At 54.7% G+C, this 15,476-nt stretch carries 16 protein-coding genes; 5 read left to right on the top strand and 11 right to left on the bottom strand.

Annotation, left to right across the window (positions count from 1 at the left end; all coding sequences use genetic code 11):
• Positions 1–22: 22 nt before the first annotated feature.
• From SynMVIR181_RS13420 to SynMVIR181_RS08935, 8 genes are all read right to left on the bottom strand, one after another.
• Positions 23–562 carry a BMC domain-containing protein gene (locus SynMVIR181_RS13420; RefSeq protein ID WP_272158940.1) on the bottom strand — a complete coding sequence of 180 codons (540 nt, stop codon included), beginning with the start codon at positions 560–562 and terminating at the stop codon, positions 23–25.
• A gap of 46 nt (positions 563–608) precedes the next feature.
• On the bottom strand, positions 609–860 hold the full coding sequence (locus SynMVIR181_RS08905; protein WP_115071559.1) for a carboxysome peptide B: 252 nt from the start codon (positions 858–860) through the stop codon (positions 609–611).
• Complete coding sequence (locus SynMVIR181_RS08910; protein WP_186588990.1) at positions 860–1,144, bottom strand: carboxysome peptide A; 285 nt, start codon at positions 1,142–1,144, stop codon at positions 860–862. Before SynMVIR181_RS08910 ends, SynMVIR181_RS08905 begins: the two co-directional genes overlap by 1 nt.
• A 2-nt stretch (positions 1,145–1,146) precedes the next feature.
• Positions 1,147–2,937, bottom strand: a complete 1,791-nt coding sequence (locus SynMVIR181_RS08915; RefSeq protein ID WP_186588991.1) for a carboxysome shell carbonic anhydrase — start codon at positions 2,935–2,937, stop codon at positions 1,147–1,149.
• 7 nt (positions 2,938–2,944) lie between these two features.
• Positions 2,945–5,332, bottom strand: a complete 2,388-nt coding sequence (locus SynMVIR181_RS08920) for a CsoS2 family carboxysome shell protein (protein ID WP_186588992.1) — start codon at positions 5,330–5,332, stop codon at positions 2,945–2,947.
• A gap of 99 nt (positions 5,333–5,431) precedes the next feature.
• Entirely contained in the window at positions 5,432–5,773 is a 342-nt protein-coding gene (locus SynMVIR181_RS08925) for a ribulose bisphosphate carboxylase small subunit (RefSeq protein ID WP_006853347.1), read from the bottom strand.
• 102 nt (positions 5,774–5,875) lie between these two features.
• A complete protein-coding gene (locus SynMVIR181_RS08930; RefSeq protein WP_186588993.1) occupies positions 5,876–7,288 on the bottom strand; it encodes a form I ribulose bisphosphate carboxylase large subunit in 1,413 nt (470 codons plus the stop codon).
• A gap of 68 nt (positions 7,289–7,356) precedes the next feature.
• Positions 7,357–7,668, bottom strand: coding sequence for a BMC domain-containing protein (locus SynMVIR181_RS08935; protein ID WP_006169870.1), 312 nt, complete (start codon positions 7,666–7,668; stop codon positions 7,357–7,359).
• A 318-nt stretch (positions 7,669–7,986) separates the two neighbouring features.
• Between SynMVIR181_RS08935 and SynMVIR181_RS08940 the strand changes: the two genes are divergently transcribed.
• The gene (locus SynMVIR181_RS08940; protein WP_186588994.1) at positions 7,987–8,589 is read left to right on the top strand and encodes a non-canonical purine NTP pyrophosphatase; all 603 of its coding nucleotides are present in this window, start codon (positions 7,987–7,989) and stop codon (positions 8,587–8,589) included.
• A gap of 41 nt (positions 8,590–8,630) precedes the next feature.
• Here the strand turns inward: SynMVIR181_RS08940 and SynMVIR181_RS08945 are convergent, their stop codons facing one another.
• Positions 8,631–9,416 carry a BMC domain-containing protein gene (locus SynMVIR181_RS08945; protein ID WP_115071553.1) on the bottom strand — a complete coding sequence of 262 codons (786 nt, stop codon included), beginning with the start codon at positions 9,414–9,416 and terminating at the stop codon, positions 8,631–8,633.
• Positions 9,417–9,512: 96 nt separating this feature from the next.
• Between SynMVIR181_RS08945 and SynMVIR181_RS08950 the strand changes: the two genes are divergently transcribed.
• Positions 9,513–9,917, top strand: coding sequence for a hypothetical protein (locus tag SynMVIR181_RS08950; protein WP_186523418.1), 405 nt, complete (start codon positions 9,513–9,515; stop codon positions 9,915–9,917).
• Positions 9,918–9,939: 22 nt separating this feature from the next.
• Here SynMVIR181_RS08950 and SynMVIR181_RS08955 read toward each other — a convergent pair whose 3' ends face one another.
• Positions 9,940–10,299 (bottom strand): hypothetical protein, encoded by a 360-nt coding sequence (locus SynMVIR181_RS08955; RefSeq protein ID WP_255444230.1) that lies wholly within the window; start codon positions 10,297–10,299, stop codon positions 9,940–9,942.
• Between the two features lie 250 nt (positions 10,300–10,549).
• Between SynMVIR181_RS08955 and SynMVIR181_RS08960 the strand changes: the two genes are divergently transcribed.
• The 3 genes from SynMVIR181_RS08960 (at position 10,550) to bchL (ending at position 14,521) form a co-directional block, all read left to right on the top strand.
• Complete coding sequence (locus SynMVIR181_RS08960; RefSeq protein ID WP_186588995.1) at positions 10,550–11,836, top strand: ferredoxin:protochlorophyllide reductase (ATP-dependent) subunit N; 1,287 nt, start codon at positions 10,550–10,552, stop codon at positions 11,834–11,836.
• A 4-nt stretch (positions 11,837–11,840) separates the two neighbouring features.
• The gene (locus SynMVIR181_RS08965; RefSeq protein ID WP_186588996.1) at positions 11,841–13,409 is read left to right on the top strand and encodes a ferredoxin:protochlorophyllide reductase (ATP-dependent) subunit B; all 1,569 of its coding nucleotides are present in this window, start codon (positions 11,841–11,843) and stop codon (positions 13,407–13,409) included.
• Between the two features lie 221 nt (positions 13,410–13,630).
• On the top strand, positions 13,631–14,521 hold the full coding sequence (gene bchL / locus SynMVIR181_RS08970; protein ID WP_186588997.1) for a ferredoxin:protochlorophyllide reductase (ATP-dependent) iron-sulfur ATP-binding protein: 891 nt from the start codon (positions 13,631–13,633) through the stop codon (positions 14,519–14,521).
• Here bchL and SynMVIR181_RS08975 read toward each other — a convergent pair whose 3' ends face one another.
• Positions 14,522–15,472 (bottom strand): protochlorophyllide reductase, encoded by a 951-nt coding sequence (locus SynMVIR181_RS08975; protein ID WP_186588998.1) that lies wholly within the window; start codon positions 15,470–15,472, stop codon positions 14,522–14,524.
• Positions 15,473–15,476: the final 4 nt, after the last annotated feature.

A 15,476-nucleotide genomic window follows, 5' to 3' on the forward strand; every position in this document is an offset into this window, starting at 1 on the left:
TTGAACAGAGGTGACGTATTGCTCACATCCGCCGCGTCACGTTCGTACATGAGAGAGCTGGTTCCACTTCATCGTGAGGACGAGCAATGATGTGTGCCGCAACAAGGCCGTCTCCAACCCGTTCACAGGCATCAGCACCTGCGCGCACGGCAGCATTCACCGCTCCGGTCTCTCCACGCACCATCACCGTGACGTATCCACCGCCGACGTATTCACGACTGATCAGCTGCACCTCTGCAGCTTTCGTCATTGCATCAGCTGCCTCAATGGCAGGCACCATGCCTCTGGTCTCAATCATGCCAAGGGCGATACCAAACGGACGTCTCGGAGAAGGGCTCGCAGAAGCCTGAAGGGAGGACCCTTTTCCACTGCCTCCACTTGGTGGTGTCCGTCGGGAGGTGCTGCGAGCAGGGGAGCTCGCTACAGGAGCAGAAGCGCTCTCGACAGGCTTCACATCAACGGTGGCTTTCGCAGCGGCTGAAGTGGGGGTAGCGGCTTTATTCGTTGGGGTTGATGCGGCGGAGTCGGCGCTGGAACGACGACGGGGTGAAGGGGTGGCCATTGGACGGATTGGGTTGAGGTGGGACGGAGAGCAGAACGTGAATTAGTTATCCATCTGGCATCCAGTGGTCGATGATTCCACCGATGGTGAGATCTGTGAGCACCGTGTTGTCAGGACAGGCATGTCGTGCGGCAGAACCACTAGCGGTAAAAACCCAATTGCCTTCTCGAGCGCCAACAGGATCGACAGCAACGAGTTGTTTGCCCTTGTTGTTTTTCAGAATTCGCAGGTGCATATGGTCCAAACCTCCGACGCGGAAGGTACAGACAAGAGTCCCCATCACCTGCATGATTTCCACTAGCTCTTCGCCCCCTTCAATGGAGACGATGGCTTCGGTGGATCGGGATCCCAATGGTCAATGATCCCAACAATGGTGAGATCGCTTGGATACGACTTACTTCCTGCAGCTTCCCTAGCGGCAGAGCTACTGACACAAATCACCCAATCGCCTGGCTTCGCGCCAACAGCATCAACGGCAACCTTTTGGGTGCTGCCGTCTAGAACAACCTGAAGGTGCTTGTGTTCGAAATCAGGAATGCGATTGGTAGAAACCAGTGGCTTAATAACCTTGACGATAAGCATGATCAGTGAGCCTCCTGAACATCTGGATCGAGTGTGGACCCTACAACTTCTGCTGGAGAAGTTTGACTTCGATCTCGGATGGTTAAACAGGTATGAATTAAACCATCACCAACGAGATCTGGGTATCGATTCGCAATAGCCGAATCCACTCTCTGACAATCTGAAATCGCTCGTTCACGCGCACCCGGTACTGAACTGGAGTAATCAAAACGGATTACAACGGGGATAGGTAGATCATGCAAAACATTTAAACCTTTGAAAATTTTCACGCCAACGTCCAAATCTGGAGCCCCTTCTTCGACGGTATCTAGGTGGGCAAAATAAGTGAGATTTCGTAAATGAACTTCTTTAAAACCGATTCCTACACCAATAAAACGTTCCGCATGGCCAGCATCTGGATAGGGACCACCATGAAGCTCAGATACATAATCAATTTGAGAAATATTATTGGCCAATAAGCGAGACAATAAAGACACCATTCCCGAGTCCATCGCCCCGGGAGCACCAGATTCAACAGCTTCAGCGATTTGAATCAAGGCTTGATCGGGAGACATCGTTGACGTTGCCTCATACAGATCTTGAGCTGACACCCAACGATCCAACTGAGTTGAACTATCGCTTGCGGGTGGATGAACCCTGATTGCATCGGTATCGGTATCGAGTCCAATCAATAACAAATCAACGGAAGCACCACAACAAAAGCTATTTTCAACAGCTTGTCGGAAATCAAGCAGTCGCTGATATCCAGCGGAGGCAGCCAATTTGTCATCACTTCCATGGGCAGCACAGCCCTGATGGCTTGGATCCAAGGAGCTGAAGTGATAGGTCACAACCTTGAGATAACGGGTGTCTTGGCTGACAGCGTTAGGGATGGACTCGCGATAACGCCGATGTTCTGTTTTGACCCATCGGTTGACGGTATTTTCAACATCAAACATGGCTCCGGCATGGCTCCGGCGACGCACTGAACTGAACGGAATCCGTAAGGCGTAAGCAATGGAATGAGCCAGCCGACCATCCGCACAAGGTGTCACATCGAGGAGATGGAAACCGCAATCAAGAAGGAAGCGCTCAAACGTCTTTGCCGCTTCACTCCCTGAAGAGGCCGCGAGAGGATCGTTCTGAAAAAAGCAATCACTAAAAACACGGTGCGACTCAAAAACGCACCATGCATAAAGCGCTCTCATATCTAATGGACGTACCCAAGCACGCTCAAGAATGTGCTTGGGCAGGTCAAAACCAAGTTCACGACAGGCTAGTAGCTGTGCCTGATCGATAAAATCAGCGTGATGTTGAAGCGCTGAAATCTTTTGGAGAACAGGAACAATTCTTTCGAAGCGCCCTTTAACTTCCAGCTCGTAAGCCCGTAAATGGTCATTAGCAACCGAATCGGTTAAAGGATGCAGGCGTTTGGAGCCTGGACGGTTGGATGTTGGACGGTTGGATATTGGACGGCTAGACCTTGAGCGATTCGAACTGCTCGACATTGCAATTGACGTCTTTTGATCGCGACGCACCCAGCCGGGCTGTTGCGGCACCGAACGCCTGCTGTCTTGGCTTGTCCTGACGCGACCGGCACCTAGCGTGCCTTGAGCCAAAACAGCTGCCTTGCCCGATGTTGTCAGCGCTCTCCGTCTTTCAAGGGAGGCAGCACGGGCTGAAAGCGAATTGGAATCAGCTTGCTTGGGCTCAGAGGAAACAGAAGACTCAGCTCTCTCTTGTTGCAGCTGACGTCGTGTAGGTGCGGAGGGAGACAGAGGTCGCCCTCCGCGGGAGGGCACAGAGCGGACCATCAGGCGATCAGCCCCGCGCTCCGCCGGAGACGGTAATCAGTGAACCCTTTGAGGTACTGCCACTGGAACCCGTCACACGACTTTCAGGCCATTCAGACTGCTCGTTGCGCTTTCGTTCGAACGGAGGCATAGCTTCCCTCCCACCGGAGCGGCTTGGATTACGACGACGCGCGGAGACGCCTTCCGTACCCGTCACATGCTCGCCCCGATCCCAGTCGTCACCTGTAACTTTGGTGGAAGAGCCTTCTCCGGTGACCCGGGAGGCTGGTTCCTGCACAGCGACTTCAACCTCAGGGGTGGTGGGTTGAAATTGACGCTGGCCTTTGCTTTGGCTGTGACGCTCCTGAAATTCGCGATTATCGAATCGGAATTGTTCCGTGCCGGTGATTTTGCCACCGGCCAAATCAAAAGGGCCTGTTATGCGGCTGCTGTCTTCGTAAGCCGTGCCGGTAACACCTTTGCTGATCTCACGCTGTTGCTGCGCAGCCCGGGCAGGAGAAACCACGCTGAATCGAGTCCAGCTCGACCCTTCTGGCGATTGACCATGCGTCTCTGTTCCTAGAGGTGCCTCAGCACCACAAGCAGATGAGAGCTGATCAGCACCGATATAAGGCGTACCTGTTACGGCTTCACAAGCGCCGCGTTCGCCGCCTGTCATCACCCCTCCAATGCCTGGTTGCAGGCCTGTCATTGGGGAGGAAGGTGTCCCGGGGCGGACAGGAGTCCGTTCGCGGATCGCCTGAACCGCTGAGTTTCCGCAGTAATTGCCGGCTTGCTCGAGACCTGCGTAGGGAGTCCCCGTCACGGCTTTGCACGTACCGGGTTCGTCTCCTGTTACACGCTCCGACCGTCCAGTTTGGGTTCCACTCACTACAAGGTTGCGGTTGGTGACGCTGAAACCAACTTTGGGAGCTTCTGCTTCTTGCTTGGAACCACAGAAAGTAGAGAACTGTTCAGAACTCAGGTACTGATTGCCAGTGACGCGGTGGCAAGAACCAAATTCATCACCAGTTACCGCCGATGACCGGCCAACAAGAGTGCCAGTAACACCTGTACCAGAAAGAGTTTCGGATAAACCAACCTTGGTGGCTGGGCGTCCTTCGGGCAAAGGATCAGACCCGAGATATTGATCACCCGTCAGGCTGCGGTTTGCACCGGCCTCGTTACCAGTGACATTGGAGGACTGGCCAACCATGACACCACTAATGGGTCTGCCCTGTTGGCTTTTGCTGTGACCAACTTTCCGAGGTGATGGGGTCGTGCCACCGCAATAGGCAGCGCTTTGATTCGCCGAGATGTATTCAGTACCTGTCACGCTTTTGCAGGTGCCGGGCTCATCCCCAGTCACTTTCTCCGAGCGGCCAACTTCATTACCTGTGACCCGATTGCCATGGGTGGTGGCAGACACACGAACCTTGGCAGGGGTCGTTGGTGTTGGAGCGCTCTGACAGAAGGTCTGGAACACCTCAGCACCGAGATATTCAGTGCCAGTAATCGAACGACATGTGCTGGCTTCGTTGCCCGTCGTCTTGACAGAACGATTCGCCTGAGTACCGGTCACGGTCTGACCTCCAGTGGTCTCTGACTCACCGACCTTCCAGTGAGCATCAGCGGAGGCGGCTTGCTTGGATCCGTTGCGATTCGGGCCTGTTGGACGTGTGACTCCGGCGCTTTGCTTGCTACGAGCTCCGGACTTCGCACGCAGCTCACGCACTTGCTGAGCCAGCTCCCGGCTGGTGAGATCAGGATTCGCCTGACGGGCTACCGCAGCAGCGCTTGTGGGTTGTTTACCGGCTGTCTTCCCATGTTTAGACATCGCTTCACGACGGGCTAACACGAGAGCGCGGCTGGGATTATCGATGGCACGTCGCTTTGGAGCCTTGCTGCGGCGGGAGGAACTCTTGGTTGAGAGGTCAACAGATACGGCCTGACGACTCAAACGAGTTGGTGTTTCAGCTGCAGCACTACCTCCACAACCACAATCTTTCTGGCTGACTGAGGGGGCTGTTGTGGATGTTGTTGTCGCTGTTTTGCGAGCGACCTCAGCTCGATTTCTATCTTTAGTGGTATCTGCTGATTTCCCACGACGTGAAAGGGCTTCTCTGCGAGCCACCACGAGCTCACGACTTGGGTGACTGACAGGTTTCACCCGAGAACGATGGGAACTGGAAGAAGCGGTCAGTGATTGATGTTTTGGTCGCTGAGTAGCGACGGGGGTTGCGGCTTGAGAACGAGCTGCCGGAATTGGATCTGCGTTGGTGCGCGTCTTACGGGCATCGTCGGCCGACCGAACGCGATTCGCACCTGCTGAAACAGCAACGGATGCCTTTTTGCCAGCAGTCGTGAGGGCCTTACGGCGCTCGAGTGCTAGTTCGCGACTAGAAAGTCTTGCCATGTCCGCCCGAGAATGTCGTCGTGAGTTGAAGGGAGCAAGTCCCTACAGGAAAAGTTGAGCCCTGATCAAGCCAGGGCTCGAAATCGTGAAGCCGAAAGATCAGCGTCCTTCGAAAACCACGAAGCAGGAACCTTGGCCCTGGGTGTAGGCGTCGTAGCCAACGATGCGAACGTGATGGTCGGGGTATGCACGATGGCAAGCCTCGAGTTCACTCACAACAACGTTGAGATCCTTCTCACCGAAGAACGGGAGCTTCCAATAGGACCAGTAAGTGGCCATGGAATTGGAAGGATGGACGTGCTCAACGAGCGGGCTCCAACCTTGGGCAATGATGTAAGCGATCTGGTCATAGATCTCGTCCTGGGTCATCGGCGGAAGGAAGCCGAATGTCTCCAGGGTGGCGACTGTTTGGTAGTCACCCACGGTGCTCTGAAAAGGCATGGGGATCACGCTTTAGAAAAATGTTTTGGCCGGATCAAATATTTCCGGCCGGAGTCATATCGAGGTTCGGTTAAGGGGTGAACAAGTCACCCCTTGCACCGATCACTGAACGTCGTGCTTGTCGACGGTGTCGAACTCAAACTTGATCTCCTTCCAGGTCTCGAGAGCGATGGCCAGCTCAGGGCTGTGCTTACCGGCTTCCATAAGGATGTCGCGGCTTTCTTTCTCGATCTCACGACCCGCGTTGCGTGCCTTGACGCAGGCCTCGAGGGCCACACGGTTGGCAGCAGCACCAGCTGCGGAGCCCCAGGGGTGACCGTGGGTACCACCACCAAACTGAAGGACGGAGTCGTCTCCGAAGATGGCAACCAGTGCTGGCATGTGCCAAACGTGGATACCGCCGGAAGCAACGGCGAACACACCAGGCATGGAACCCCAGTCCTGATCGAAGAAGTTGCCGCGGCTGCGATCTTCAGGAACGAAGGATTCGCGGAGTTGGTCGATATAGCCGAGGGTGGTCTGACGATCACCTTCCAACTTGCCGACCACGGTGCCGGTGTGGAGTTGGTCACCACCTGACAAGCGCAAACACTTAGCGAGAACGCGGAAGTGAATGCCGTGCTTGGGGTGACGGTCAATCACAGCGTGCATGGCACGGTGAATGTGCAGCAACATGCCGTTGGCGCGGCACCACTTCGACAAACCAGTGTTGGCTGTAAAGCCACCAGTGATGAAGTCGTGCATGATGATCGGCTGATTGAGTTCTTTAGCGAACTCAGCGCGCTCATACATCTCTTCGGGAGTGTTAGCAGTCACGTTGAGGTAGTGACCCTTGCGCTCGCCCGTTTCCTGTTCAGCAATCTTGATGGCTTCCGCAACGAATTCGAAGCGGTTCTGCCAGCGCTGGAAAGGCTGAGAGTTGATGTTCTCGTCGTCTTTGGTGAAGTCCAGACCGCCGCGAAGGCACTCATAGACAACACGGCCGTAGTTCTTACCGCTCAAGCCAAGCTTTGGCTTGATGGTGCAACCCAGAAGAGGGCGGCCGTACTTGTTCATCCGGTCACGCTCAACGGCAATACCGTTTGGCGGGCCTGCGCAGCACTTGATGAAGGCAATCGGGAAGCGAATGTCTTCCAGACGCAGGTGGCGCAGAGCTTTGAATCCGAACACGTTGCCGACCAGAGAGGTCAGAACGTTGGTGATTGAACCCTCTTCGAACAAGTCGAGGGGGTAAGCGATGAAGGCATAGAAGGCTTCCTTGTCACCAGGAACGTCTTCGATGCGATAGCAACGCCCTTTGTAGAAGTCGAGATCGGTGAGGAGCTCGGACCACACAGTGGACCAGGTACCAGTTGAAGATTCAGCGGCAACAGCAGCTGCAACTTCTTCTTTGGGGACACCTTCTTGGCCGGTGCACTTAAAGCAGGCCAGCAGGTCGGTGTCTAGGGGAACGTAATCGGGAGTCCAGTAAGTGTCCCTGTACTCCTTGACGCCAGCGTCGTACTTCTTGCTCATGGATTAATTCCGTTAAGTCGGTAAGAGAAATGAGAGGCGCAACCCCATCAAGGGGTTAGCGGCTGATCTCAGTCCTTCTGTCCGAGGAAGTTGCCGTTGCCGAGTGCTGGCTCAACTTCGCGGTGAGGGCGAGCAATGATGTGCGCCGCCACGAGGCCGTCGCCAACACGTTCGCAAGCGTCTGCACCTGCACGCACAGCTGCGTTCACAGCACCTGTTTCGCCACGCACCAAAACTGTGACGTAGCCACCGCCGACGAATTCACGACCAATCAGGCGCACTTCAGCAGCCTTGGTCATTGCATCAGCTGCTTCGATCGCTGGGACCAGGCCGCGTGTCTCGATCATGCCGAGAGCGATACCCATGGTTTCGTTAGCCATTGCCTACCGAGTAAGGGGGGTGGAATGTTCGGGGATGACATTGGTCTGCCAGAGGCCAACTCGTCAAGCGGTTTGGGGGCTTTGCAAGATCATTGTCCATGCTGAACCTCATAAGCAATACTGATCAGCCTTGCCTGGACTGATCTGAAGCCCTGTGCGGGTTCGAGTGAGCACACCAACACAAGCGGTAGGCAAGGGCCCTAAGACCCCATAACTTTCCCCACGAAGCAAAGCTTTCGCGTAAGCGGAGTGGAATGTTCAACCCCTGCTGAGCTTCATTTTCGAATCTGATCGATATTTTTACCCTTACCCCACACAATGGGACTCACTCGATCCCCTTCAGTGCTCAACCTGACGATTGCCAGTGGCAATCCACACAAAGTTGCTGAAATAGAGGAGATGCTCGGGCCTCTCCCTCTCAATGTGCTGAGACAGCCTGCCGAGCTGGACGTTGAAGAGACAGGTACCACCTATCTCGAAAATGCTCTCCTCAAGGCTTCTGCGGCCGCACAGCTAACGGGAAACTGGGCTCTTGCTGATGATTCTGGATTGGAGGTTGATGCGCTTAATGGGGCGCCTGGCCTCTACACAGCACGACTCGCGCCCACGGATAACGAGAAAATATCCAAGTTGCTTCGATCGATGGCTGAGCAGCCTTATCGCAGTGCTCGATTTCGCAGCTCCATGGTTCTTTGTTCCCCTGACGGGGCGTCGATTGAAAGCTCTGAAGGAGTGTGCTGGGGAGAACTCCTCCAACGCCCTGCCTATTCAGGTGGTGGATTGGAGTCACTGTTCTGGCTGCGCGAAACACGATGCAGCTACGGCGAAATGACGGCAGCCCAACTCAGTCGACTGGGAAGCCGCGGAAAAGCAGCAAGAGACATGGCTCCTCGCCTACGTCAGCAGCTAGGGATTCGTTGACCCCCACCTTGATCCTTTGTAAGGATCAGCGGGCTAACCCATCAACGTGACGAACAATTTCGATTGATCGATTCAATCGCGCGCATGGCGGCTGCCGCAGCCTCTTCCACATCACCTTCTCTCCCCGCAAGCGTAAGGCGACCAAACGCTCCAACCGCTTTGACATCCACCAGGGTGATGTTCGAAGACTTCTCAGCCTCATTCGCAGCAATCAGAACATATCCAGCAGGCTCTGTCTCGAGAATGAACATGCTCATTCCGGCTTCGATCATCGAGCCCCTGCGGTTCAGACGATTAATGAGGACGGCATGATCAGGGGTGATGGCACGAATCACTTCGGTCCAACTGACATCGGCGGGGGTTCGTCGGTCGATGGAACTACCAATCGCCTCTAGAACCACATCACCGGAATGAATCACGGTGCTTTGGTCTCGGTGATAAAGAGCCATGGAGCCAAAAGCACGCTCCACCACCATCTGCCCAAGACGAACATTGCTGGCCTTGAGAGCAATATCAGTAACGCGATGCACCGCCATCCCTGGTGAAACTTCCATCCATAAACAGGCATCGCCTGGGATCGGTAAAAAGCCCTGACTCACCGTCCCCATATAGGCAGCGAGTTGGGGTTGAAGAGAATCTAGAAAGACATATGTGCGCAGTTCAATGGACTGCACGTGGCTGTTTTGTCTCAACAACCGTGGGGATTCGCTGTCGGTCGTGACGACACAACTTGCTCCACTCGCCGAGGTGTGTACCTCAGTTCCGGTGACGAGAGCGCTTCCGCCTACTCGCCGCTCCCGGGCATCGAAGCTGGCGAAGCGATTCATTGCGGCGATGTTACCGGAAGGTTGCTCACAAAATTCGTCTCGCGACTTGCATCAGCCAACGGAACCGATACCGTCCGCGCAAATCGGGAGTGCAGCATGGCAGCCAATCAAACCCATAGCCCAGAAACAACCTCCTTGAGTTCTGAGCTCAGCGCCGAGCAAGCGCTGGGAATGATCGGAATGGGCTTAATGCAAAAGCTCAATCAGGAAGGCCCAGGTCGTTGGATTTGGAGCGATGCTGAAGATGGTGGTGCTGCCAATCTTGTTGAGCTGCGCCAGAGACTCGAACTGACATCTCTTGCGATTAAGACAGGGGCTCCACTGAGTACGGCGGAAGTGACCCAATTGCTTGGCATCCGCCCTGGTTCGGAACAAGTTGAAAGGGGAGGCCTACGGGCGAGCCGATTGAGCAGAAACGTGTGGCGTCTCACCCAGATCGGCATGGATTCATCTCAGTCAACAGGTGGATTCGGCGACGATCGTTTCCGTCGTCGCCTTTGAACAGCTCCGTTGATTGCAAGGATTAGGAATCAGCCTTTTCGGGGCCGTCATCCTTTGACGTATCCCGAGAACGGTCATCACTTGAATCCGTTAGCTCTTCAACTTCAAGACAAGCGGTGGTTTCGGCAAGTTGCTCGTGAGCAGCAATCACAGGCGCAGCTTTTGCTTTCAGTTGCTTAGCTGCTTCCTCGAGGGTCATGGTTTTGTTCTGTCTGATCTGACCAACAAACGTTTCGTAAATCGCAACCTGATCGCGATATTCCTTGAGTTGAGCGGTTTGGAGTTCAGTTTCAGCCTGATCAAGCGTGGCGAGAGCTTTTTTTAGCGACGCACCAGCAACCTCAGCGATTGCTTTGCAAACGAGATCGGAGTCTGAGACCACCTCGGCTTGATCTACGACTGCTTTTTTTCCACCGACTGACAGGCCGCCAGTGCCAAACCCAGAGCCAAAACAGCAGGCAAAGCTCGCAAAGACAACATCAGGATATTGGCGTCATTTTCATCGAAATTTAGTCTTCTCCAGCAAATCGGGTCCAACTGGAAATCAACACCGATCCCGAAGAATTTTGTTAAGTCTGAGCACTACGTGATTCTGGCGTCATCGTGATGGATAGGAACCTGGCTTAAAAGCGATGAGCGTGAATCTGCTCAAGGAAACAGGACCACGGGAGGTGTTCTGTGGTCTGACCTCGATCGTCTGGCTGCACCGAAGGATGCCTGATGCATTTTTCTTGGTGGTGGGCTCACGCACCTGCGCCCATTTGATTCAAAGCGCTGCTGGCGTGATGATTTTCGCTGAGCCTCGCTTTGGAACAGCGATCCTGAGCGAACGCGACCTTGCAGGCCTCGCCGATGCTCAAGACGAACTGGATCGCGTCGCTCGTGAGCTGCTGGAGCGAAGGCCCGAGATCCGCACCTTGTTTTTGGTTGGTTCATGCCCCAGCGAAGTGATCAAGCTGGATTTGGCGCGGGCAGCAGAACGGCTCAACGATGAGTTGAGAGGCCGAGTGCAGGTCGTGAATTATTCGGGAAGCGGCATTGAAACAACGTTTACCCAAGGAGAAGACGGAGCACTTTCAGCCTTAGTTCCCCTCCTGCCCTCGACAGATCAACGCCAGCTGTTGATGGTCGGAACGCTCGCCGATGCCGTCGAAGATCGCCTCATTCACCTCTTTGGTCGAATTGGCATCGACTCGGTTTGCAGCTTGCCCCCACGCCAGTCCACCGAACTGCCCGCTGTTGGACCAGGGACAACGGTCTTGTTGACGCAGCCTTACCTCACGACAACAGCGCGCTTGTTGCGCGATCGTGGTGCTCGCGTCCTGACAGCTCCCTTCCCTTTGGGCGCGGAAGGAAGCCGCAGCTGGATGGAAGCCGCAGCGAAAGACTTCCAAATCAACGCTGACCAAGTCGCCTCCGTGCTCGATCCTCTGGTAGCTCGAGCCCAAAGCGCTCTTGCTCCGCATCGAGACATCCTTAACGGCAAACGAATTTTTCTGCTGCCGGAATCTCAACTCGAACTTCCGCTCGCTCGTTTCTTGCAAAGAGAGTGCGGCATGGAACTAGTGGAAGTAGGGACTCCCTACTTGAACCGCGAGCAGATGGCTGAGGAGCTCGCGCTTCTCCCTGAGGGCACCACTGTCATGGAGGGACAGCACGTCGAGAAACAACTGGATCGCGTCCGTGCCACTCAACCCGATCTCGTGGTTTGCGGCATGGGGCTTGCCAATCCGCTCGAAGCGGAGGGAATCGCCACAAAGTGGTCGATTGAATTGGTCTTTAGTCCCATTCATGGCATCGATCAGGCCGGAGAACTGGCCGAGTTGTTCTCCCGCCCGCTCAGACGACGCGAACTCATTCGCCAAGCGCTGAACCCGCCCAGTAGCGCCCCTATCGACTCTGACCCTGTTCACGCTTAAAGCCATGCAACTCACCCTCTGGACATACGAAGGACCACCTCACGTCGGTGCCATGCGCATTGCGGCATCAATGGAAGGTGTCCATTACGTGCTGCACGCGCCCCAGGGCGACACCTATGCCGATCTTCTGTTCACGATGATCGAGCGGCGAGATCAACGGCCTCCCGTCACCTACACCACCTTTCAAGCCAGAGATCTCGGCGGTGACACCGCGGAACTGGTCAAGCGCCACGTCAGAGAGGCCGTGGATCGCTTCCAACCCGATGCCCTTCTCGTTGGAGAAAGCTGCACCGCAGAATTAATCCAGGACCAAGCCGGCGCCTTGGCCAACAGCATGGGATTGAGCATGCCGGTCGTGAACCTGGAGCTGCCGGCCTACAGCAAAAAAGAGAATTGGGGTGCAGCAGAAACCTTCTATCAACTGATTCGGACTCTGCTGAAAGATCAGGCTCCTGCTGAACTCACCCATGACCCCAAGGCATGGCAGCAGCAGGGACGTCGTCCCCGCGTGAATCTGCTGGGTCCTTCGCTGCTCGGCTTTCGCTGTCGAGACGATGTCCTCGAGATTCAACGGCTGCTGAGCATGCATGGCATCGACGTGGGAGTGGTCGCTCCGTTGGGAGCCACGGTGGCAGATGTACTTCGCCTTCCAGAAGCCGACCTCAATGTCTGCCTCTACCCAGAGGTCGGGGAATCCAGCTGCGCTTGGCTTGAGCGCAGTTTTGGAATCCCGTTCACCAGCACCGTGCCGATTGGGATCGGCGCAACTCAAGACTTCCTTGTTGAAGTTCACAATTTGCTGGGGATGACACCACCATCCCCCCAGGCGGGGATTCGTCAGTCCAGACTGCCCTGGTACTCGGAATCCGTCGACTCCACCTACCTCACAGGGAAAAGGGTGTTCATTTTTGGAGATGGAACCCATGCCTTGGCAGCAGCACGGATCTGCAAAGACGAGCTTGGCTTTGAAGTGGTTGGCCTCGGCACCTACAGCAGAGAAATGGCTCGACCCGTGCGAGCGGCAGCAAAAGCGATGGGTCTTGAGGCCCTAATCAGTGATGACTACCTCGCTGTTGAGGCAGCGATGGCCGCAGCTGCACCAGAACTGGTGCTTGGCACCCAAATGGAACGGCACAGCGCCAAACGACTGGGCCTCCCCTGTGCAGTGATCAGTACACCGATGCATGTTCAAGACGTGCCTGCCCGCAACAGTCCTCAAATGGGCTGGGAAGGAGCAAACGTGATCTTCGACAGCTGGGTGCACCCGCTGATGATGGGTTTAGAGGAACATCTCATCGGCATGTTCCGGCACGATTTTGAGTTCGTGGATGGGCATCAAAGCCACCTCGGCCATTCGGGAGGCTCTGGAGCTGTTGCAGAAACGGAGGCGGCGGTCAGCACTCTCAAGGACGAGCTTGTCTGGACTGCGGACGGAGAAGCCGAGCTGAAAAAGATTCCCTTCTTCGTTCGGGGAAAAGTACGCCGAAACACCGAAACATTTGCCAAATCCAATGGGCGAAACCAAATCGACAGCGAAACGCTTTATGACGCGAAAGCCCACTTCAGCGCCTAACCACCAAACAAAGCATTCCTGGCTTTAATTTCTTACCCACAACAAGGCATGATCGGCTGAGTCTTTTTACTCAATGATCCAGCTATTTTCATGCCAATTCACTCAATCCTCGTCAGTATTTCAACACCATCAGTCCTGATGTTTCGATCACGAATTGAAAGCTGACTGTTCAACCTTGCTGAAGTAAAAATGAAAGCAACATCCATGAAGCAGGTCTCTGCATGACCACAACTCTCACCCGTCCGGCGGATGGTGACGGCAGTGTTCAGGTTCATCAGGAACCAGGGACAAAAATTGAAGAGGGAGCTCTTGTCATTGCCGTCTATGGCAAAGGTGGCATTGGCAAATCCACCACCTCATCCAACCTGTCTGCCGCATTTTCAAAATTAGGAAAACGCGTGCTCCAGATTGGCTGTGATCCCAAGCACGACAGCACTTTCACCCTCACCCATAAAATGGTGCCAACGGTGATTGACATCCTCGAGGAGGTGGACTTTCACAGCGAGGAGCTCCGCCCCGAAGACTTCATGTTCACGGGATACAACGGCGTGAAATGCGTGGAGAGCGGAGGGCCGCCTGCAGGAACCGGTTGCGGTGGCTACGTCACCGGCCAAACCGTGAAGTTGCTTAAAGAGCACCATCTTCTTGAAGACACCGATGTGGTGATCTTTGACGTGCTGGGAGACGTGGTCTGCGGAGGCTTCGCTGCACCGCTTCAACATGCGAACTATTGCTTGATCGTGACCGCCAACGATTTTGATTCCATCTTCGCGATGAACCGAATCGTGCAAGCGATCCAAGCCAAGGCGAAGAATTACAAAGTACGCCTGGGAGGAGTAATAGCCAATCGCTCCGTTGGTACGGACCAGATCGATAAATTCAATGAACGTACGGGCCTGCGTACGATGGCTCATTTCCAGGATGTGGACGCTATTCGACGTTCACGCCTGAAGAAATGCACCATTTTTGAAATGGATGAAAACGAGGAAGGAGTGAAAGCTGTTCAAGAGGAATACATCCGCTTGGCCAACAACATGCTCCACAATGTTGAACCCCTAGAAGCCGTCTCCCTGAAAGACAGGGAGATCTTCGACCTTCTGGGTTTCGACTGATCAGAGGCCCACGAGTTTCATCGAAAGCTCCCAAACCCGACGGGCGACATCTGGATTTGTCGCCTTGTCAGACAGTTCTTGACTGAACTGTTTGCCATCTTTCTTTTGACGATTTCCCCAACTCCAATGCACACCTGACTGGCTGAACTCGGCGTTCGCCACCACCATTGCGACGCGTTCACCAGCCAGAGCCTGAGAGACATAACCACCCGTAATCTTTTTCTGAAACCAAGGGAAAATGACTTGAAAGGCCTTAGGGGTGTTTCTAAATAAAGGCGTGTCAGCCACGCAACCGGGGTACAGAGACGTACAGCTAATCCCGGTGTCGTCGTGGATCCGTCGATGCAGTTCCTGGGTGGTGATCATGTTGCAGAGCTTGCTGTCTTTGTACGCCTTGCCTGGCTTAAACACCTGTCCACTCGCCATCGAGACCGGATCTTTAAAGCCAGCTTCGAAACCGGAAAGGTCTCCTAGATCAGCCGGAGCTGGAATAGGAATTTTCCCTCCAAGTTCCTTCGAATTAGCAGTCACAGTGCCAAGAATGACGATCCGTTTTGAGGGATGGCTTGATGCCTTCAACCGGTCAAGAAGCAACTGAATCAACAAAAAATGGCCCAAATGGTTCGTGGCCATCGACAGTTCGTAACCCTGCGGCGAACGCTTCGGCTCTTTCAACTTGGGGTCATAGACCGCTGCGTTACAGACCAGCGCATCCACCCCGCCGGGAAGGCTCTCAACCGCATGACGGACACTCTCTAAATCCCCTAAATCCATGAGGATGTGCTGAAGACGATCACTAGGAATACCAAGCTCATCTGCAGCTCCAGCAGCTCGCTGTGGGTTGCGATTAGCCGTAATCACAGTCCACCCCTGTTGGACCAGAGCACGCGTGGCGTTCAAGCCCACACCGGACGTGGTTCCGGTAATGAGAACGGTTCCGGGTGTTCCCATCTTG

It is taken from the genome of Synechococcus sp. MVIR-18-1 (genome assembly GCF_014279835.1).
Taxonomy (GTDB): Bacteria; Cyanobacteriota; Cyanobacteriia; order PCC-6307; family Cyanobiaceae; genus Synechococcus_C.

Bases quoted from the DNA above. Each gene is read 5' to 3' on its own strand.
- SynMVIR181_RS08920 (WP_186588992.1), bottom strand. From the start codon at position 5,332: ATGGCAAGACTTTCTAGTCGCGAACTAGCACTCGAGCGCCGTAAGGCC.
- SynMVIR181_RS08950 (WP_186523418.1), top strand. From the start codon at position 9,513: ATGGCAGCCAATCAAACCCATAGCCCAGAAACAACCTCCTTGAGTTCT.
- SynMVIR181_RS08925 (WP_006853347.1), bottom strand. From the start codon at position 5,773: ATGCCTTTTCAGAGCACCGTGGGTGACTACCAAACAGTCGCCACCCTG.
- SynMVIR181_RS08940 (WP_186588994.1), top strand. From the start codon at position 7,987: ATGGGACTCACTCGATCCCCTTCAGTGCTCAACCTGACGATTGCCAGT.
- SynMVIR181_RS08975 (WP_186588998.1), bottom strand. From the start codon at position 15,472: ATGGGAACACCCGGAACCGTTCTCATTACCGGAACCACGTCCGGTGTG.
- SynMVIR181_RS08930 (WP_186588993.1), bottom strand. From the start codon at position 7,288: ATGAGCAAGAAGTACGACGCTGGCGTCAAGGAGTACAGGGACACTTAC.
- SynMVIR181_RS08945 (WP_115071553.1), bottom strand. From the start codon at position 9,416: ATGAATCGCTTCGCCAGCTTCGATGCCCGGGAGCGGCGAGTAGGCGGA.
- SynMVIR181_RS08960 (WP_186588995.1), top strand. From the start codon at position 10,550: ATGAGCGTGAATCTGCTCAAGGAAACAGGACCACGGGAGGTGTTCTGT.
- SynMVIR181_RS08910 (WP_186588990.1), bottom strand. From the start codon at position 1,144: ATGCTTATCGTCAAGGTTATTAAGCCACTGGTTTCTACCAATCGCATT.
- SynMVIR181_RS08965 (WP_186588996.1), top strand. From the start codon at position 11,841: ATGCAACTCACCCTCTGGACATACGAAGGACCACCTCACGTCGGTGCC.
- SynMVIR181_RS08915 (WP_186588991.1), bottom strand. From the start codon at position 2,937: ATGGTCCGCTCTGTGCCCTCCCGCGGAGGGCGACCTCTGTCTCCCTCC.
- bchL (WP_186588997.1), top strand. From the start codon at position 13,631: ATGACCACAACTCTCACCCGTCCGGCGGATGGTGACGGCAGTGTTCAG.
- SynMVIR181_RS13420 (WP_272158940.1), bottom strand. From the start codon at position 562: ATGGCCACCCCTTCACCCCGTCGTCGTTCCAGCGCCGACTCCGCCGCA.
- SynMVIR181_RS08935 (WP_006169870.1), bottom strand. From the start codon at position 7,668: ATGGCTAACGAAACCATGGGTATCGCTCTCGGCATGATCGAGACACGC.